General features: G+C 35.6%; 21 protein-coding genes and 1 tRNA gene. 17 read left to right on the top strand and 5 right to left on the bottom strand.

Going from position 1 to position 18339, the window contains the following annotated elements:
* Positions 1–58: 58 nt before the first annotated feature.
* Together QCQ61_RS11180 and QCQ61_RS11175 are read right to left on the bottom strand one after the other, a co-directional pair.
* Positions 59–676 (bottom strand): trimeric intracellular cation channel family protein, encoded by a 618-nt coding sequence (locus tag QCQ61_RS11180; RefSeq protein ID WP_279447729.1) that lies wholly within the window; start codon positions 674–676, stop codon positions 59–61.
* Positions 673–1389: an RDD family protein gene (locus tag QCQ61_RS11175; protein WP_279447728.1), complete on the bottom strand. Its 717-nt coding sequence runs from the start codon at positions 1387–1389 to the stop codon at positions 673–675. The genes QCQ61_RS11180 and QCQ61_RS11175 overlap by 4 nt, the downstream gene beginning before the upstream one ends.
* A 35-nt stretch (positions 1390–1424) precedes the next feature.
* On the opposite strand from QCQ61_RS11175, the gene QCQ61_RS11170 reads away from it, so the two are divergent.
* Genes QCQ61_RS11170 through QCQ61_RS11140 form a run of 7 tightly spaced genes read left to right on the top strand, consistent with a single transcriptional unit; the run spans position 1425 to position 8619 of the window.
* Positions 1425–2411 carry a stage II sporulation protein M gene (locus QCQ61_RS11170; protein WP_279447727.1) on the top strand — a complete coding sequence of 329 codons (987 nt, stop codon included), beginning with the start codon at positions 1425–1427 and terminating at the stop codon, positions 2409–2411.
* 40 nt (positions 2412–2451) lie between these two features.
* On the top strand, positions 2452–3321 hold the full coding sequence (locus QCQ61_RS11165) for a YciC family protein (protein ID WP_279447726.1): 870 nt from the start codon (positions 2452–2454) through the stop codon (positions 3319–3321).
* A gap of 2 nt (positions 3322–3323) precedes the next feature.
* Complete coding sequence (locus QCQ61_RS11160) at positions 3324–4094, top strand: DUF4129 domain-containing protein (RefSeq protein ID WP_279447725.1); 771 nt, start codon at positions 3324–3326, stop codon at positions 4092–4094.
* A gap of 19 nt (positions 4095–4113) precedes the next feature.
* Entirely contained in the window at positions 4114–5304 is a 1191-nt protein-coding gene (locus QCQ61_RS11155) for a DUF4350 domain-containing protein (RefSeq protein ID WP_279447724.1), read from the top strand.
* Complete coding sequence (locus tag QCQ61_RS11150; RefSeq protein WP_279447723.1) at positions 5291–6289, top strand: AAA family ATPase; 999 nt, start codon at positions 5291–5293, stop codon at positions 6287–6289. The genes QCQ61_RS11155 and QCQ61_RS11150 overlap by 14 nt, the downstream gene beginning before the upstream one ends.
* A 51-nt stretch (positions 6290–6340) precedes the next feature.
* Positions 6341–7621, top strand: a complete 1281-nt coding sequence (locus QCQ61_RS11145; protein ID WP_342689741.1) for a DUF58 domain-containing protein — start codon at positions 6341–6343, stop codon at positions 7619–7621.
* Between the two features lie 56 nt (positions 7622–7677).
* The gene (locus QCQ61_RS11140) at positions 7678–8619 is read left to right on the top strand and encodes a LysR family transcriptional regulator (RefSeq protein WP_279447721.1); all 942 of its coding nucleotides are present in this window, start codon (positions 7678–7680) and stop codon (positions 8617–8619) included.
* Positions 8620–8678: 59 nt separating this feature from the next.
* On the opposite strand, the gene QCQ61_RS11135 is transcribed toward QCQ61_RS11140, so the two are convergent.
* On the bottom strand, positions 8679–8876 hold the full coding sequence (locus tag QCQ61_RS11135) for a hypothetical protein (protein ID WP_237602101.1): 198 nt from the start codon (positions 8874–8876) through the stop codon (positions 8679–8681).
* Positions 8877–9065: 189 nt separating this feature from the next.
* Positions 9066–9518, bottom strand: coding sequence for a DUF4442 domain-containing protein (locus tag QCQ61_RS11130; protein WP_279447720.1), 453 nt, complete (start codon positions 9516–9518; stop codon positions 9066–9068).
* A gap of 133 nt (positions 9519–9651) precedes the next feature.
* Between QCQ61_RS11130 and QCQ61_RS11125 the strand changes: the two genes are divergently transcribed.
* The 6 genes from QCQ61_RS11125 (at position 9652) to QCQ61_RS11100 (ending at position 13736) form a co-directional block, all read left to right on the top strand.
* Positions 9652–10134, top strand: a complete 483-nt coding sequence (locus QCQ61_RS11125; RefSeq protein ID WP_279447719.1) for a DUF4870 domain-containing protein — start codon at positions 9652–9654, stop codon at positions 10132–10134.
* A gap of 2 nt (positions 10135–10136) precedes the next feature.
* On the top strand, positions 10137–10322 hold the full coding sequence (locus tag QCQ61_RS11120) for a hypothetical protein (protein WP_279447718.1): 186 nt from the start codon (positions 10137–10139) through the stop codon (positions 10320–10322).
* On the top strand, positions 10319–10657 hold the full coding sequence (locus QCQ61_RS11115; protein ID WP_279447717.1) for a PadR family transcriptional regulator: 339 nt from the start codon (positions 10319–10321) through the stop codon (positions 10655–10657). The genes QCQ61_RS11120 and QCQ61_RS11115 overlap by 4 nt, the downstream gene beginning before the upstream one ends.
* Positions 10654–12360 (top strand): PspC domain-containing protein, encoded by a 1707-nt coding sequence (locus QCQ61_RS11110; protein WP_279447715.1) that lies wholly within the window; start codon positions 10654–10656, stop codon positions 12358–12360. Before QCQ61_RS11115 ends, QCQ61_RS11110 begins: the two co-directional genes overlap by 4 nt.
* A gap of 67 nt (positions 12361–12427) precedes the next feature.
* Positions 12428–13141: a head GIN domain-containing protein gene (locus QCQ61_RS11105; protein ID WP_279447714.1), complete on the top strand. Its 714-nt coding sequence runs from the start codon at positions 12428–12430 to the stop codon at positions 13139–13141.
* A gap of 163 nt (positions 13142–13304) precedes the next feature.
* Entirely contained in the window at positions 13305–13736 is a 432-nt protein-coding gene (locus tag QCQ61_RS11100) for a hypothetical protein (RefSeq protein WP_279447712.1), read from the top strand.
* A gap of 63 nt (positions 13737–13799) precedes the next feature.
* Here the strand turns inward: QCQ61_RS11100 and trxB are convergent, their stop codons facing one another.
* Entirely contained in the window at positions 13800–14762 is a 963-nt protein-coding gene (trxB, locus tag QCQ61_RS11095; RefSeq protein ID WP_279447711.1) for a thioredoxin-disulfide reductase, read from the bottom strand.
* Positions 14763–15054: 292 nt separating this feature from the next.
* On the opposite strand from trxB, the gene QCQ61_RS11090 reads away from it, so the two are divergent.
* From QCQ61_RS11090 to QCQ61_RS11075, 4 genes are all read left to right on the top strand, one after another.
* Positions 15055–15131, top strand: a tRNA-Pro gene (locus tag QCQ61_RS11090).
* A 210-nt stretch (positions 15132–15341) separates the two neighbouring features.
* Complete coding sequence (locus QCQ61_RS11085; protein ID WP_279447710.1) at positions 15342–16586, top strand: site-specific integrase; 1245 nt, start codon at positions 15342–15344, stop codon at positions 16584–16586.
* 175 nt (positions 16587–16761) lie between these two features.
* Positions 16762–17025 (top strand): helix-turn-helix domain-containing protein, encoded by a 264-nt coding sequence (locus QCQ61_RS11080; protein ID WP_237602090.1) that lies wholly within the window; start codon positions 16762–16764, stop codon positions 17023–17025.
* Positions 17026–17027: 2 nt separating this feature from the next.
* A complete protein-coding gene (locus QCQ61_RS11075; RefSeq protein WP_279447709.1) occupies positions 17028–18299 on the top strand; it encodes a type II toxin-antitoxin system HipA family toxin in 1272 nt (423 codons plus the stop codon).
* The last annotated feature ends 40 nt before the right edge of the window (positions 18300–18339 follow it).

The following is an 18339-nucleotide window of genomic DNA, read 5'->3' as shown; positions in this document are numbered from 1 at the left end:
ATTTCAGTCAATAAACTTTGATGTACAATTATTATAATGACTTCTAAATCTATCGACTTTATTCCAACTCATCCTTCCTGTAAATAGTTGGTAAGGAAAGATTAAAATAAACAGCCAGCAGACGAACTATAAAGATTACAGAGCCAGATATTATAACGATAAAATCGAGCGGTATAGTAGTGTTCAAAAGTAAAAAATACGCCGATGCACCTAAAATACAAGCCGTTGCATAAATTTCCTTTCTAAAGATGATCGGGATTTCATTACAAAGTATATCACGAATTACACCCCCAAAGCAAGCGGTTATTGTTCCCAAAGCAATACAAATAATTGGTTCAAAACCCGCAGCAATCCCCTTCTCTACACCAACAATGGTATAGAATGTTATCCCAATCGTGTCAAATAATAATAATGACCGACGAATGTACTCCAATCTTTTTCTGAAAACGACCGTAAAAATTGTAGAACCAAAAATAACGTACACATACGTTAAATCACGCATCCACGCCACATTTGCGCCTATTAAAATATCGCGCAAGGTCCCGCCACCTATTGCCGCCACAAAAGCGATTATCAGTATGCCAAAAGGATCCAATCGTTTATTAATTGCAGTAAGCACTCCTGAAATGGCGAACGCAATAGTTCCTAAAATATCTATTAGTAATATTAGCTTCACATGTTTTGTGTAAAATGGTTATAATCTTTTATTACCGTATCTAGAAATTTTAAGGGCGTATCTTCTAATTTCACTGTCATTACGCTAGATACTTTATCTGCCAATTTTAAAATTACGTGGTGGTTTCCGTGTTGCCGAGCTTCCATAAAAATATTTTTTATTTTTTGCATTTCAGCATCGCTAAACACAGTGACTTGGGGATAGGTTGGCTGATAATTTTCTGGAATATCGGTTACAATAGTTTGTGAAAAATTAACTATCGGTTTTTCTGTAATAACCGTTGTAAGCGCAGCCATATCGCCCAAGCGTTGTCCCTTTCCATTTAAAAGAATTGTAACAAGAGCAAGCCCACCGCTGGTAGCGGTTATATCAATAACTCGCAATAACCATCGCAATAAATAATTAGAAAAGGCCGGTTTGGAACCATCGGTTTTTACCACGCGTAAATTCATTACAGCTTTTCCGGGACTTTGCCCGTTCCAGAGCATTTCCCATAATAAATGATACAAAAATAACGGAAGCCCGATTGTGAGCCCAACGACCATAAAATAATCATCGGTTAAGTGTACACTGGAAAAAAGTAAGATAATTACAAAAACATAAAAACCCATGATTAAACTGTCCAGTAAATACGCCAAAATACGATCTCCAACGCCCGCAACATTTTGAAGAATGTTTACATTTTGGGCAGTTTCTATTTGAAAATTATCCATTAAATATGTTTCTTTGAACAAAAGTACTGCACAATATGCGCGAAGCTGCTTTTGCGAAGCAAAATAAGGATAAATGGTTAAAGTTTGAAAATGTTCTGAGGAATAATGTTCAAATGAACCCGGATGATTTGAGTTCACTTTACATAGAAGTTACTGATCACCTTAGTTATGCCCAGACTTTCTACCCAAATAGCAATACGTTAAAATACCTAAATGGGCTTTCCATTTTAGCGCATCAAAAAATATATAAAACCAAACGCGAGTCTCGAACTCGTTTTATTACTTTTTATACACGGGAATTTCCGCTTTTCTTTTCGCAATACCACAAACAGCTACTTATTGCGAGTATTGTTTTTGTTCTTTTTACAGTTATTGGCGCCTATTCGGCTGCGACAGACGGAAACTTTGTACGGCTAATTTTAGGCGATGGTTATGTTAATATGACCTTGGCAAATATTGATAAAGGCGACCCCATGGCCGTCTATAAGCAAATGGGCGCCTTAAATATGTTTCTCGGTATTACAATCAATAATATTAAAGTAGCGCTATATGCCTTCGTTTTCGGGATGTTTTTAAGCCTTGGAACTATTTACATTATTATGCGCAACGCCATTATGCTTGGCTCATTTCAATATTTCTTTTTTGAAAAAGGATTGCTTTGGGAGTCGGCAAGAACCATCTGGATCCACGGTACTATTGAAATTTCAGTAATAATAATTGCAGCCTGTGCAGGACTGGTTTTGGGCAATAGCATTCTGTTTCCCGGTACATATACGCGCATACAATCATTTGTTCGCGGGGCGAAGGACGGACTTAAAATATTATTGAGCACCGTGCCATTTTTTATAATTGCCGGATTTTTGGAAGGTTTTGTAACCCGCCATACCGAAATGCCAGATTGGTTGGCCATTTTTATAATTGGTAGTTCCTTATTTTTAATTATTTATTACTACATAATATACCCTTTAAAACTGCAAAAAGATTTAAAAAAGACCACGACCCCTTCATTTAAAAAAATTTGAAAAAATATACTTTACAACATATTAAGGCCGAATAATGAACATGAACAATTCAATAAATTTTAAAAAACAACGCGAGCTGGGAAGCATTCTAACAGATATTTTCAAATTTATTCGTTTAAATTGGAAATTGCTTTTTGAATTAATTCTCAAAATTGCAGGCCCTGCACTACTTATCTTGCTTATCGGTTTTATTTTCTATCTACAATCTTTTGTAGGCGGATTCGGAATAATTGAAACTGTGGACGCCATTGATAATTTTTCAACAAACGTAATCTTGTCATTATTGGTAGTAATCGTGGCCGGTCTGGTATATTATGCCTTGCTTAACGGAGTGGTGCTTCACTTTATAAAATCGTATATAAAAAACGGCGGGATAGTGAATAAAGCGGAAGTTATACAAGGCGTAAAAGACGATTTTTGGAGTTTAATCGGAACCAGCTTCCTAGTGGCCATCATTATTTTTGTGGGCGCAATGTTCTGTGTAATTCCGGGAATATATCTAGGCATCGTCCTGTCAATCGCGTATGCCGTTGTAGTTTTTGAAAACCGATCGGTAATAGACACCATTAGCTACTGTTTTGATTTGGTAAAGGGCGAATGGTGGGCCACGTTTGCCACACTGTTTGTTACAGGACTTCTATATTATTTTATAAACATAATTTTTCAGGTGCCGCAATACATTTATTTTTTTATAAAAGCCTTTACCGGTAGCCAAGAAATTTCTGCCGATCCATCAGTAATGTTTGATTGGGTCTATCTTTCACTTTCCACCGTTGGTATGGTTTTTCAATATTTGCTTTACACAATAATTGTAATTTGCTCGGCATTTATTTATTTCAATTTAAATGAAAAAAAGAACTTTACCGGCACAATAGAAGCTATTGATTCACTCGGGGCGAACAATCAATAAATATGTATAAACCGGTATTCATCTTTCTCTGTTTGCTGTTTGCTATTTTTAGTCAAGCTGCGCCAATTGTGCAGGACAGTGTTTCCCAGAAAATTGAGAAGGAAATACATTACGACACTACTGAAAACTTAAAACCGCCAATTTTTAGTAGTGAAATTATTGAAAAGTACAAAAGCGAAAGCACGTTTGACTATACTGAACAAATAGCCTCGGAAAACTGGTGGACGCAGTTTAAAAGCTGGATTTGGCAATTATGGTTAAAATTTTGGAAGTGGTTGGTTGGCGATTTTGAAGCTGGCGGTTTTGTTTCGTTTTTAGTACATATGCTCCCCTATCTAATTATTTTTGCCATCGTAGTTTTTGTTATTTGGTTGTTTTATAAACTAAATCCCGGCGCTTCCTTTTTTAAATCTAAAGAAAAACCAGATGTTTTTCTTTCAGAAGAAGAAAAAATAATAAAGAGTAAAAACATAAAACAACTTATTGAAAAAGCATTAGCAGATAAAAATTACAGGTTGGCCGTGCGCTATTATTATCTCCTAATTTTGAAGAAACTCACCGAAGCCGAGCTTATAAATTATGAATTCGATAAAACCAATAGCGAGTATTTTGCCGAAATAACTTCGGAAGAAATAAACTTTGGATTTAAAAAAGCCACCCTCCTATACGATTATATTTGGTACGGAAATTTTGCAGTAACCGAAGAAAATTACCTGAAAGCTCAAAAAACCTTTGTTTCATTAGAAAACCAAATACCAGAAAGCATTGACTAAACTTCAAAAAATATTTCTTTTGGCTTTTCTGTTCGTACTGGCAGGGCTGGTGTATATGGAAGCTACAAAAAAACATCCTGTAAATTGGTTTCCAAGTTATAGTAAAGAAGATAAAATTCCGCTTGGCACCTATGTTTTACACGATTTATTGCAAGAAACCTACGGCAAAAATTTTGTTGAAAAAAACGCTCCGCCATTTGAGGTTTTTCAGGAGCATAATTTAAAAGGCACTTACCTTTTTATAAATAACAGGCTAACTTTTGACCAGGTTGAACTCGATTCGCTACTTGCGTGGGTAAAAATTGGAAACACAGCGTTTATTTCGGCAAATTATTTGGGTGAAAATTTATTGGACACCCTTCATTTAAAAACTGAAACCGCGGTAAATATCCAGAAAATAGCTACCCAGCCATTGGTAAAATTGGTTAACAAAAAGTTCGCTACACAAAAACCATTTCATCTTAAAAAAGATTTTGCTATTAACTATTTTTCTGAAATAGATACCCTTTCACAAACGGTTTTGGGAGTTTCCGCAAGTTTTATCGATTCGGTTAAAATGCAGGAGCCGCGTGTTAATTTCATAAAAGCTCCCATTGGTAAAGGTGAAATTTTTCTTCATTTACAACCCGAAATTTTTTCAAATTTCTTTATTCTTTCAGAAGAAAATGCAGTCCATACCGCTCAGGTTTTTTCATATTTAAATAGTACCAATAAAATTAATTGGGATAATTATTATAAAACGGGTAAACGTGTTGATATTTCGCCGCTGGGGGTTTTATTAAATAACAAATATTTTAAATGGGCGTATTATTTTGCGTTACTTGGCGTGTTGTTATTTGTGATTTTTGAAGGAAAAAGAAAACAACGAAGCATTCCAATTGTGCAGCCGTTAGCAAATAAAACGTACCAATATACTCGTACTATTGCAGGCATGTATTTAGATAAGAAAGAATATAAATTAGTTGCAGAAAAGCAAATAGCCCTATTTTTGGAATATATCCGGACCCGTTTACGCGTACCTACAGAAACGCTTAACGACCGCTTTTATAAAGCTGTTGCCGAACGAAGTGGCAATACCCAACAGGAAACATTAAACCTGTTTACTTTTATTGAACATTTACAAAATAAACGTTTTACTACCCAAGAGGAATTGCTAAAGCTCTACCAAGAAATTAAGGAATTTAAAAAGAAAACCGATGGAAAACCCTGAAAAAGACAATAACGATTTACATTTTAATAATCGCATTCCCTTAGACGGGCTTAAGGATGCCGTAGCCAATATTAAAGCACAACTTTCCAAAATTATTATCGGGCAGGAAGACTTTATTGAACTATTAATTGTAAGCTTGTTGGCAAATGGCCATGTACTAATTGAAGGAGTCCCGGGCATTGCTAAAACTATTACCGCCAAATTATTCGCAAAAACACTGAAAACAGATTTTAGCCGAATTCAATTTACGCCAGATTTAATGCCAAGTGATGTATTGGGAACTTCAATTTTAAATATGAAAACTTCGGAATTTGAATTTAAAAAAGGTCCGATATTTTCGAACGTTATTCTAATTGATGAAATAAACAGAGCGCCCGCCAAAACACAAGCCGCGTTGTTTGAGGTTATGGAAGAACGACAAATAACTATGGACGGCACGCAACACACAATGGCATACCCGTTTATTGTATTGGCAACTCAAAACCCCGTAGAACAGGAAGGTACGTACGCTTTACCGGAAGCGCAATTAGACCGATTTCTATTTAAAATAAAAGTGGGCTACCCTACTTTGGAAGATGAAATAACTATTTTAAAAACCCATCACGAGCGGAAACAAATAAACGCCGAAAATTCAATTGAAGGAGTTTTAACACCCGAAACATTACGAACTTTCCGTGCCCAGGTACAAGAAGTTATAATTGAAGAAAAAATATTTACATACATCGCCCAACTGGTAGATAAAACCAGAAATCATCCGCACCTATTTTTGGGAGGATCACCGCGAGCTTCACTTGCTATTATGAATGCATCAAAGGCATACGCAGCTATTAATGGTCGCGATTTTGTAACACCAGATGATGTAAAAAAGACGTTAGCGCCTGTACTTCGGCATAGATTAATTCTATCTCCCGAGCGAGAAATGGAAGGAATGACGCCCGAAACGGTGATAGATATTATTAGCCAATCTATTGAAATACCAAGGTAAGTGGTCGCATTTCTAAAATCGGTTTATTTAACGCCGCGCTTTTTTTATACAATGGCTGCGCTAGCTGTGCTGTTTCTATTTTCGTATTGGTGGCAGTGGTTATTTGGCGTTGTATGGATTTTAGTTCTATTTTTTTTAATTTTTATTTTATTGGAAATTATAATGGTTTTCACCAAAAGTAAATTGGAAGGCCAACGTATTTTACCCGAGAAATTTTCAAATAGCGACACCAATGTTGTATCTGTACTTTTAACTAATCAGTATCCATTTAAAATAACCGTGGGAATTGTTGACGAATTGCCCGTACAATTCCAAAAAAGAGATTTTTTCAAAATTATTTCCATCAACGGCAAAAGCAAAAATACATTTCAATACTACGTTCGTCCCGTTGAACGCGGTGAATACACCTTCGGAAATTTAAATTGCTTTGTGTCCTCCTCAATTGGTTTGGTGCGGAAACGATATACGTTTAATAAAGAACAAATGGTAAAAGTGTATCCTTCGTTTATTCAAATGAAAAAATTCGACTTTCTGGCTATCGATAATCGACTTTCGCACATTGGTTTAAAGAAAATTAGGCGGATTGGACATACCATGGAATTTGAGCAAATTAAGGAATATGTAGCAGGAGACGACGTACGTACCGTTAATTGGAAAGCAACAGGAAAACGTGCACAACTGATGGTAAACCAATATCAGGACGAAAAAATGCAGCCAATTTATTCAATTATAGACACGAGCCGTGTTATGAAAATGCCTTTTAACGGACTAAAATTATTAGATTACGCATTAAACAGTTCCCTTGCTTTTTCGAACATCGCATTAAAGAAAAACGACAAAGTTGGACTGGCAAGTTTTTCGAATACAGCAGGCCACTTTTTGCCAGCACAGGCAAAAAAAACTTACTTAAACAGTATTCTGGAAGCATTATACAATATAGACACAAAGTATTTAGATGCAGATTATGGCGTTTTGCAAGCATTGGTAAAGCGAAGAATTACACATAGAAGTTTGCTGATGCTTTATACAAATTTTGAGCATATATCAGCACTTCAAAGACAACTACCCTATTTGTTAGCCATTGCACAAAAGCATGTTTTGGTAGTTGTGTTTTTTGAAAACACCGAGTTAAAAAGTTTAAGTAATTCAGAAGCCAAAAACATTTCAGAAATTGTAGACCAAACAATCGCCCAACAGTTTGAATTTGACAAAAAAGTTATGGTCCGCGAACTGCAAAAGCGTGGTATTCAAACAATTTTAACGGCACCGGAAGATCTTACGGTTAATACTATCAATAAGTATTTAGAAATAAAAGCGAGGGGGTTACTTTAAATCACCCTATAGATTATATTGATTATTTGACTATTTTTGCATAAATATAATTTACAATGACGATTACCCAACTTAAATATGTTTTGGCTGTTGCCGAGCATCAAAATTTTACGAAGGCAGCCGAAAAAACCTTTGTGACGCAGCCCACGCTAAGCATGCAAATTCAAAAGCTGGAAGAGGAATTGGAAATACTAATATTCGATCGGAGTAAAAAGCCCATTGAACTTACAAGTGTTGGTGAAAAAATTGTGGAGCAAGCACGTAATATAGTCAATGAGTCTGAACGGATGCAGGACGTGGTAGATCAAGAAAAAGGATTTATCGGTGGTACTTTTAAATTAGGTATAATACCCACAGTAATGCCTACACTACTGCCCATGTTTTTAAAAAATTTTGCAGATCGTTACCCCAAAGTACAACTGAAAATTGAAGAATTAAATACAGACGAAATAATTGTAAAAATTAACGAAGGTTATCTAGATGCCGCCATTGCGGCAACTCCGCTTGAACAGGAAAAAATTAAAGAAAGACCTTTGTATTACGAGCCATTTGTAGGTTACATTCCAGAAACGCATCGTTTGGCAGCCAAAGACAAATTGGAAATGGACGATTTAGATATTGACGATATTTTGTTATTGGAAGATGGTCACTGCTTTCGCGATGGAATAATAAACCTATGTAAGGCGTCCAAAAATATTACTAACGAAAAATTTCAACTGGAAAGCGGAAGTTTTGAAACTTTGGTAAAGTTGGCCAATGAAGGCTTGGGAATGACACTACTTCCGTATTTACACACGTTGGACGTTGATGCCGCATATAGAAAAAATCTTAAGTATTTTAAAGACCCCTCCCCCGCACGTGAAGTAAGCTTGATTTACAGTAAAAGCGAATTAAAAATGCAGATAATAAATGCGCTTTACGATTCCATATCAGGTATTATTCGAGGTGCAATTGCATTTCAGGATGTAAAGATAATAAGCCCTACAAAAAGTAAATAATTAGGAATTGTAATAACATCTTAACTAAAAAAACCCTCTGATTTCTCAGAGGGCTTTCTTTATGTGTTTAATAATATTAGACATTGATTTAATTGTGGATTCTGTTTAATAAGAGAATCTACCCAGAGTTTAAGTTCTTCTATTTCATAGGGAAGCAATCTGGTTAATGCTTTTTTTAATTCTTTGCAGAATAGATTAACATCAAAACTTACTTTTGCAAGTACAGCTTTGGTGTAATCAAACATTGCTCTTGCCATAGCTATTTAAGATTTAATTAGTTAAAGGTGAAGTAGCTTTTTACAATAGGCGAAGATTTTTAGTTTAATACGATTTAAATATAACCAATATTAGCGAATTAAACACGTTTTAACAGCCTATCGGAGGTGTTAAAAGTTTGTTAATTAAGGATATTTTGCCGTAACCCCTTATGTATAATAGCTTTAAAATTATCGCTTTTTTAAAGTCCATTCAAATTTAAATCTAGAAACTACATCACCGGATGAATCTACCCCTTCAGACTCCATCCAAATAGTTTGTCCTTCTCCGGTAGCGATTGTTTTTTTAATTGCTTTATCTAACAACATTCCATCCGAACATTTAAATTCTATTCTTCCACGAGCTTTTTTCAAAAAGCTTGCGTTATTGTTCGCAACAAGCATAGAAATACTTGTGTTGCTTTCTTTAATTTTAGCCATTACCAGAGCTCCAGTACTCAGTTCGGCAGCCATTCCCTGTACCGCCCAAAACATAGAATTAAACGGATTTTGATTAATCCATCGGTGTTTTACGGTGCTTATGCATTCCGTTTCCGAAATAGTTTTTACCCGCACGCCGGTAAGGTATGCAGACGGCAATTTAAACAGTAGAAATGTATTGATTTTCCTTGGACTCAGTTTCATAGATACGTAGTATGCTACGAAGATATTCAATTAATAGCTATCTTCCTATTTGTTAAATTTATGTTAATTATAGTACTATGCGTAACATACTACTGTCTTTTAGACATATATTTGCATAAGAATATATTAAGCAATGGAAACTACAATAACAGAAAATCAGAAAAATACAGGTGCATTTATTCACTTGTCAACCTTTTTAAAATACTTTTTCCCTTTTGCGAATTATATCGCTCCTTTACTTATTTGGACTTTTAACAAGGACAAAGTATTTGTTGATGAACACGGCAAACAGGCTATCAACTTTCAGCTCAGCACAATGGTATATACCTTACTTATAGCATTAATATGTTTGCCGTTCGTTATCATATTCGCAACTGACATTATTATGCTTATTGAAAATATAGATCGCAATGGAGGTGAGTTTACAATTAACAATATTAAAAACATAAGCGGTTATCTTCTGCTGTTCGGAATTGCCATTTTGCTGTTTTTTGCTCTGTTTGTATTTGAGCTTTACGCGGTAATTACTGCATCTATTTTCGCATCGCGCGGACAGTTGTATCAATACCCACTTTGCATACCTTTTATTAAAACCAACCATAAAAACACAATTTAAAAATGAGCACATTAATTAGTTACTTATTGGCTGCCATTTTACAATTTATAGGTGCTAGCATGCCCACGGAACAGGAAACTGTAAGCGCAATGACTCATCAACAATGCGAAACAACCGCGAGCGTACTTCCTTATTCATTTATCATCAATAACGAACTTAAGTCACAAAAATTAATTAGAAACAAATGAAAATCGAAAACACAAAAGCGCAAATGCGAAAAGGGGTTTTGGAGTTCTGTATTCTTTCCGTTTTAAAGGACGGCGAGGCTTACACTTCAGACATTCTTGAAACCCTAAAAGACGCAAAAATGCTTGTAGTGGAAGGCACGATCTACCCGCTGCTCACAAGGCTGAAAAACGCGGGCTTGCTATCTTACCGTTGGGAAGAATCTACCGGCGGACCACCACGCAAGTATTATGACCTCACTGAAAAAGGCAAATTATTTTTAACCGAATTAAACGACACCTGGAACGAATTGCAACAGGCCGTAACCATTGTAACCAGCGAAAAAAATACAAAATGAACAAGACAGTAAACATAAATTTGGCAGGCACTTTCTTTCATATAGATGAAGATGCCTTTGGAAAACTTTCCCGCTATTTAGACGCAATCCGAAAATCGCTTAAAGGCGCTGACGGAAGCGAAGAAATAATGCAGGACATTGAAGCCCGTATAGGCGAGTTGTTTTCCGAAAAAATTGAAAGTCCAACGCAAGTTGTTTCACTGAAAATGCTCGATGAAATAATTGCAGTAATGGGCCAACCCGAAGATTACGAAGTAGACAATGAAATTTTTGAAGACATTCCTCCTGCATCGCAGACCCATGCAAAATCGCGGGCCAACGCATCGCACAAACAACTCTTCCGCGATTTGGACAATAAATATATCTCCGGAGTTTCATCGGGAATCGGACACTACATAGGTGTAGACGCAATTTGGATTAGACTCTTGTGGGTGCTCTTAGTTGTTGCCGGAATGGGCTCTCCAATCGTAGTGTATATACTGCTCTGGATACTGGTGCCCCCAGCACTTACAACTTCAGAGAAACTAAAAATGACGGGGCAACCTGTTAATATTTCAAACATAGAAAGAAAATTCAAAGAAGGATTTGATAATGTTGCAGACCGTGTAAAAAATGTAGATTACGACAAATATGGCAATAGTATAAAAACCGGTGCTTCGGGTTTTTTTGACGGTTTGGGAAACGTAATAATGACGCTCTTTAAAATATTCGTAAAGTTTATTGGCGTGTTAATAATTATCGTTTCTCTCTTTACAATTATTGGCTTGGTGGTTGGTTTTTTCACCTTTGGCTCAATTGATTTTTGGGGAAACTCAGAATTGACGGAATACATCGCCTTGGTAGATACAACTAACGTACCAATGTGGTTAATAGCGCTGCTTTCATTGTTTGCAATTGGCATTCCATTTTTTGTATTGTTCATTTTAGGATTAAAACTTTTAATCAGCAATTTAAAATCAATGAGTTCCACCGTAAAAATATTGCTCATCGTGGTTTGGGCATTATCGGTTATTGGATTAGCTGTTTTGGGTGTAAAGCAGGCTACAGAACAAGCCTATGACGGTAATTTTATTCAAGAGCAGTCTCTTTCTATTCGCACCGGAGATACCTTGCACATAAATATGCGGGCAGATAAGCAATTTAGCTATAACGTACACCGAGAAAGCGGTTTGGAGTTAAAATACACCACTCAAGACAAACGAGTTATTTACTCAACAGATATTTCACTTTCAGTAAAATCTACCAAAGATTCCATCGGCAAGATTGTTATTGAAAAGGTTGCCGAGGGCAATACCAATTTAGATGCTAAAAAACGTGCTGAAGCAATACAACATAACTATTCCTACGAGAATAATAATTTAATGCTCGACGGGTTTTTTGTTACAGATACTTCAAATAAATATCGCGATCAGCAAATAAAAATAACGGTATATGTACCTGTTGGAACTGTAATTTATTCTGAAGAAAACACCACTTCGTATTACAATTACAATTCAAATTTTAAAGAATTGAGCAATTGGGACAATCAGGCGCATTACTTTAGAATTTTAAAAAACAAAGTGGAATGTTTGGATTGTGAACAATTAAGAGAAGCGACAGAAAAAATAGACTCTGTTGAAATTAGTACCGATTCCATAGTTACAGATAGCATCGTAACCATTAAGGAAAATACATGGGAAGATGAAGTAAATGCAGATTTTTAAAAATAAACATTTGAATTTTGACCCTTCGGAAATTTAAAAAGAAATAAATAACCAAAAACCAAAATTTATGAAAACTATCAGTTTTATAACGGCAATGGGCGCAGCACTTTTACTGAGCGCCTGTAATTTTACTATTGGAGAAAATGGCAACGGAACGGTAGTTACCGAAGAGCGCCAGGTAACGGCAGATTTTACCGAAGTTCGCGGAAGCGCCGGTTTAGAAGTTTACCTTACCCAAGGGAGTGAAAACAAAATTGTGGTAGAAGCAGACGAAAATCTATTACCACTAATTGAAACCGAAATTAATGATGGAAAACTACACGTTAAAACTTCTGAGAATATTGGCCGTTCAAAGTCGAAGAAAATACATGTAACCTATACAGAACTAAACAATATTGAAGCTAGTAGCGGCGCCGAAGTAAAGGCGAATTCCGTTGTAAAAAGTCAGAATTTAACCCTTAGGAGCAGTAGCGGGGCCTCGTTAAATGCTGAGGTTTTTACCCAGAACTTAATGATTAAAACCAGTAGTGGTTCAGACTTAGAAGTTTCGGGAAAAGCTACATCCTTAAATGCAGACGCATCGAGCGGAAGCGAACTGAATGCAAAAAAACTGTTGGTAGTAAACTGTATTGCCGAAGCTTCAAGTGGTGCGGAAGTAACAGTTAATGTGCAAGAAAAATTGGAAACCAGTGCAAGCAGCGGTGGCGAAATAAATTATTTTGGCAATCCAATATCTGTAAATTCAAATAAAAGCAGCTCGGGGAGTGTGAATAAAATGTAAAGCTATCGACACTTCTATGTATTGAAAATACTTCCCGAAATGCTAAAAAGGCTTAACAGTTTGCTAAAACTCTGTTAGGCCTTATGTTATTTACAAAAATTTTAAGAGGTTTTCTTTTTTAATATTTCAACTTTAAGGCAGACAAAAAAAATAAAAAATTATTATGAAAAAATTAGTAGTATTATTAGCATTAGTGGTTTTTGCATCCTGCAGTTCTGATGATGATTCGGGGAATGCAATTTCAACTGAATTTGAAGAAATTAAAACAACATTACCTCAAGGGGAATGGATGATAAGCAAATTAATTGACGGTGAAGAAGACAACACAATGGCCTTCGAAAGCTTTAAATTCACATTTAATGAAGATGGAACAGTAGTTGCAAAAAACGATCTTTTTACCGAAAATGGAACTTGGGTGTATGATAATTCTTCCAGCAGTAGTGAGGAGTTAGTACTTCAATTTGGCCAAACCACCCCATTTGATGAAATTAACGACGATTGGGATATTATTTCGGTAAGTAATATAAAAGTAGAGCTTTCCGATATAAGTGGTGGCGACGGCGAAATAGAATTATTAACCTTTACAAAATTGTAATCTAAGACGCATATAAAACAAAATAGCCGCTATTAAAGCGGCTATTTTATTGTTTAAAACTTGTTAGGCAGTAACTTCAGACTCTATTGTAGCTAGATAGCGTTCAGCATCTAGGGCTGCCATACATCCTGTACCTGCAGCGGTTACCGCTTGGCGATATTCTTTATCCTGAACATCACCGCTGGCGAACACGCCAGGCTTATTTGTTTTGGTAGATTTACCCTTGGTAATAATATAACCAGTATCGTCCATTTCCAATTGTCCTTTAAAAATTTCGGTATTGGGTTTATGGCCAATGGCAATAAATAGGCCGGTTATGGCTATTTCCTTTTTTTCTCCAGTTTGATTGTTCACCATTCTAAGGCCTTCAACCACCATATCGCCTAGAACCTCATCAACTTCAGTATTGTAAAGAACCTCTAAATTAGGTGTATTGTTTACGCGATGTTGCATCGCTTTTGAAGCGCGCATATAATCTTTGCGAACAAGCATGGTAACTTTATTACAAATATTTGAAAGATAGGTAGCTTCTTCAGCAGCAGTATCCCCTGCTCCAACAATTGCCACATCTTGTCCCTTATAGAAAAAACCGTCACAAACTGCACAGGCAGAAACCCCGCCCCCCCGTAATTTTTGCTCACTGGGAATACCTAAATATTTAGCAGTGGCGCCAGTTGAAATAATGATGGTCTCGGCTTCCAATTTTGTGGTATTATCTACGGTAACTTTATGAATACCACCCACTACTTCACTAAATTCAACGTTTGTTACCATACCTATACGAACTTGCGTTCCAAAACGTTCGGCTTGTTGTTGCAGCTCTATCATCATGGTTGGACCATCAATTCCGTTGGGATATCCAGGAAAATTATCAACTTCGGTAGTAGTTGTTAATTGTCCACCAGGTTCCATTCCCGTGTACACAACAGGTTTTAAATCTGCCCTAGCAGCATAAATTGCGGCGGTGTATCCTGCTGGACCTGAGCCAATGATAAGGCATTTTATTCTTTCAATAGTTTCACTCATGATATAATCTTCAATAGTTTTTCGAATTGCAAAAATAACAACTTTAAAAGGAATGTCATTCTAAAAGTTATGAAGTTTTATAATTGGCAAATTAATTTCTTTAAATTCATTGTTCCATAATGCTAAACGTATGGTTGCGGTGTGATTACTATAGTAACATCAAAAAAATATATCTGCTAAAAATATTGGAGCATTCTTTAAAATTGCTCTTGCCCAAACCTATAATTTGATTATTTTTGCCGTTCAAATTTCCATTCACTACTTTTGAATAAATGGATTTCACAATTTTAATCGGGATGTAGCGCAGCCTGGTAGCGTACACGTCTGGGGGGCGTGGGGTCGCAAGTTCAAATCTTGTCATCCCGACCAAGTCAAAACCAATTGACACCAAAACCCTGTAAATCCTATGATTTACAGGGTTTTATCTTTTTTAGGCCATAAGAGAAAATGCTTAATTTTGATATAAAATCATTATAAATGATACCTAATCGGTTACCCTTTTTTTAAAACCTAAAAATGCGGAAGCCCTGATTTGACCTTCGTTTTCAAACATTTGTTCAACTTGAAAACGGAAATATCATGAGAAATTCGGTTACCTTTTCGGTAATGTTCTTACCAAGATTCGAAAAAGAATCCAAAGGAAAATCACCTTTGTACGTTCGAATAACTACAAATGGCAAAAGAACCCTCTTCAGCCTAAAACGAAAATTTACCACTACCCTGTGGGATGAAACAAAATCAAGATTAAAAGGCTCAAGTATTGAAGCTTTCCAAATCAATAAGTACTTAGACCAAGTTTATGTTGATATCAATGAAGCCTATCGTGAGCTTCTAAAAGAAAAAAAACTAATCACACCCCTATCGGTTAAAGCTCGTTATCTAGGCGAAGATGATATTAATAAAACCTTACTCCAGTTGAGCGCGTATCATAACTTAAATATGAAATCCGTATTAAAACATGGGACTTTAAAAAACTATTTCACTACCGAAACATACATAAAGAGATTCCTCCAGATCGAACGTAAAACCGAAGACATTTATCTGGAACACCTCAACTATGCCTTTATCATTGATTTTGAAAATTTCCTTAGAAAAAATGTAGCTCAATTACAATCAAGACCCTTGACCAATAACGGTGTAATGAAGCATCTGGAAAGACTAAAAAAACTCCTTAATCTAGCGTTAAGATTAGAATGGATTGAGCGCGACCCATTCGCAAAATTCTCCCTAAAATTAATCAAAACGGAGCGCCATTTCTTAACTCAGCCTGAAATAGAGAAAATTTTAAAATTCCATTCACAAAAAAATCATTTAAACAAAACCAGGGATATATTCATCTTTGCTTGTTACACTGGCCTATCTTACATAGATGTAAAAAACCTAAAGAAAGCCAATATCGTGAAAGGTATTGACGGAAATGATTGGATCTACACCTCTCGCCAAAAAACCGACCAAACAGTGAAAATTCCTATCCTAAGTATAGCGGGACAGATTATTAAAAAGTATAAAAATGAAATGAAATTACAAGATAGACTCTTACCAGTATTTTCAAATCAAAAACTTAATTCCTATTTAAAAGAGATTATGGTACAATTAAAAATAAACAAAAGCCTTTCTTTTCATTGTGCCCGGCATACCTTTGCCACCACGGTTACACTAAGCAATGGCGTGCCTATCGAAACCGTCTCAAAACTTTTAGGCCACTCTAAGTTATCCACTACACAGGTTTATGCTAGGGTTCTTGAAAAGAGAATTAGCGACGATATAGGTAATCTCAGGAGTGTACTACAAAAACAAGAATTATCTAAAAATAAAACAGGATAAGTTAAAATTGTTTATAAAATAGTATCTGCCAACTTTTGCACCCCAATGCTATTAATATTTGGCAAATATTTCATTTTTTGCCAAACCTTAATATATTAACAATAAAGTAAAGTGTTTATTATAATAAACATTTATTAGTTTTTTATTATATTTGTGTATTATAATAAACCATATAATGATTGACGCAGTTACAATTCGGGAAGTAAAAGTACAGCTCGGTGAGCTTTGTAAACAGCAAAGACAGAGATACAAAATATCCCAGGAAGACCTTGCACAAGAACTAGGCCTCTCGCGCTATACCATTCAGAAATTTGAAAATGGTAAAAATGCAACCCTAGATACAGTGCTTAAAATTGCCAATCATTTCAATTTGTTAGAAAAATTATATCAAGCATTAAAAGACTTGGAAAACACTAATGATATAAACTCATTATATTAAGAATGGCTAAAAATAATCTCATAGAAGTCATTTTGTTCGGGCTGGAAATAGGCAAAATGGGCTATGATGTAGACAAACGGACTTCCTATTTTCAGTACAATCCAGACTTCTTGGAGTCCAATCAATACACAAATATTTTTCCATATATCTTCAAACGTATAAAACCGGTTCAGCTGTTCACAAATTTTGAAGGCGAAACGTTTCGAGGCCTCCCTCCTATGATTGCAGATTCCCTACCTGATATGTTTGGTAATATTATTTTCAAGGAATGGTTTGAAGCTAAGAATAAGGAGTTTCAAAAAATCACTCCCTTGGAACAATTAACCTATGTTTCTAATAGAGGAATGGGAGCTTTAGAATATCGCCCGGTGGCTGAAATACCAAAATCAACAACCATAGATATAACCGAAATAGTTCAAATATTAAATAAAGTGTTGGATTTAAAAAATGAAACTGCAGGAAAAGAATTGAGTGATCTTGCCCTGTTGAATATTTTTAAAATCGGTACCTCTGCCGGAGGAGCCAGACCTAAAATCCTAATTTCAGAAAATAAAAAAACTGGAGCTATTATTCCTGGCGATATGGAATATAGCAATGATTACAATCATTATTTGGTAAAACTCTGTCTCAATGGGGAAGACGAAAAAGAGTACAATAAAGAAAAAATAGAATACGCCTACTATTTGATGGCACAAAAGGCTGGAATCCAAATGATGCCTTCAAAATTGATAGAAAACAAGCATTTCGCAACCCTGCGTTATGATAGACAATATGGAGAGAAACAACACGTTTTAACGGCTTCCGGCCTAACGGGATGGGATTTTAAAAAACCTGAAAATGCTAGTTACGAAAACATCTTCAAACTGGCGTTGGATCTTCAAGTGCCCTATAAGGACATTCAAGAACTGTTTAAAAGAATGGTGTTCAATATCGTATTTGCGAATATTGACGATCACTTAAAAAACCACAGTTTTATATATAATAAAAATACAGATTCCTGGAATTTGGCTCCGGCTTATGACCTAACATATCCTTTAAACATCAATCTCAATTACACAAATATTGCCAGAGCATTGTCTATAAACAATAAACGAAACAACATTGCCTTAGCAGATATAATGACCATTGTTGAAACACATGCCATAAAAAACCCCAAAGGCATTATCAATGAGGTTCAAGCTATAATAGTTGATTGGAAAGATATTACCACAAATTTGGATATACCAAAAAGAGTTAGTAAAGCTATTGAAAAAGAGTTTTTACAGATAATATAAAAGATAGTATTTTTAATTTGAGAGAATACTAAATAGAATA

It is taken from the genome of Aequorivita marisscotiae, assembly GCF_029814825.1.
Classification (GTDB): Bacteria; Bacteroidota; Bacteroidia; order Flavobacteriales; family Flavobacteriaceae; genus Aequorivita; species Aequorivita marisscotiae.
Note: the sequence above shows the minus strand (reverse complement) of the source record. Positions and strands in the feature narration are given on the sequence as shown.

Excerpts from the sequence above, each read along its gene's own strand:
- QCQ61_RS11075 (WP_279447709.1), top strand. The coding sequence starts at position 17,028 with ATGGCTAAAAATAATCTCATAGAAGTCATTTTGTTCGGGCTGGAAATA.
- QCQ61_RS11145 (WP_342689741.1), top strand. The coding sequence starts at position 6,341 with ATGGCTGCGCTAGCTGTGCTGTTTCTATTTTCGTATTGGTGGCAGTGG.
- QCQ61_RS11115 (WP_279447717.1), top strand. The coding sequence starts at position 10,319 with ATGAAAATCGAAAACACAAAAGCGCAAATGCGAAAAGGGGTTTTGGAG.
- QCQ61_RS11175 (WP_279447728.1), bottom strand. The coding sequence starts at position 1,389 with ATGGATAATTTTCAAATAGAAACTGCCCAAAATGTAAACATTCTTCAA.
- QCQ61_RS11140 (WP_279447721.1), top strand. The coding sequence starts at position 7,678 with ATGACGATTACCCAACTTAAATATGTTTTGGCTGTTGCCGAGCATCAA.
- QCQ61_RS11105 (WP_279447714.1), top strand. The coding sequence starts at position 12,428 with ATGAAAACTATCAGTTTTATAACGGCAATGGGCGCAGCACTTTTACTG.
- QCQ61_RS11120 (WP_279447718.1), top strand. The coding sequence starts at position 10,137 with ATGAGCACATTAATTAGTTACTTATTGGCTGCCATTTTACAATTTATA.
- trxB (WP_279447711.1), bottom strand. The coding sequence starts at position 14,762 with ATGAGTGAAACTATTGAAAGAATAAAATGCCTTATCATTGGCTCAGGT.
- QCQ61_RS11110 (WP_279447715.1), top strand. The coding sequence starts at position 10,654 with ATGAACAAGACAGTAAACATAAATTTGGCAGGCACTTTCTTTCATATA.
- QCQ61_RS11160 (WP_279447725.1), top strand. The coding sequence starts at position 3,324 with ATGTATAAACCGGTATTCATCTTTCTCTGTTTGCTGTTTGCTATTTTT.
- QCQ61_RS11150 (WP_279447723.1), top strand. The coding sequence starts at position 5,291 with ATGGAAAACCCTGAAAAAGACAATAACGATTTACATTTTAATAATCGC.
- QCQ61_RS11080 (WP_237602090.1), top strand. The coding sequence starts at position 16,762 with ATGATTGACGCAGTTACAATTCGGGAAGTAAAAGTACAGCTCGGTGAG.
- QCQ61_RS11130 (WP_279447720.1), bottom strand. The coding sequence starts at position 9,518 with ATGAAACTGAGTCCAAGGAAAATCAATACATTTCTACTGTTTAAATTG.
- QCQ61_RS11085 (WP_279447710.1), top strand. The coding sequence starts at position 15,342 with ATGAGAAATTCGGTTACCTTTTCGGTAATGTTCTTACCAAGATTCGAA.
- QCQ61_RS11170 (WP_279447727.1), top strand. The coding sequence starts at position 1,425 with ATGCGCGAAGCTGCTTTTGCGAAGCAAAATAAGGATAAATGGTTAAAG.
- QCQ61_RS11125 (WP_279447719.1), top strand. The coding sequence starts at position 9,652 with ATGGAAACTACAATAACAGAAAATCAGAAAAATACAGGTGCATTTATT.
- QCQ61_RS11165 (WP_279447726.1), top strand. The coding sequence starts at position 2,452 with ATGAACAATTCAATAAATTTTAAAAAACAACGCGAGCTGGGAAGCATT.
- QCQ61_RS11100 (WP_279447712.1), top strand. The coding sequence starts at position 13,305 with ATGAAAAAATTAGTAGTATTATTAGCATTAGTGGTTTTTGCATCCTGC.
- QCQ61_RS11135 (WP_237602101.1), bottom strand. The coding sequence starts at position 8,876 with ATGGCAAGAGCAATGTTTGATTACACCAAAGCTGTACTTGCAAAAGTA.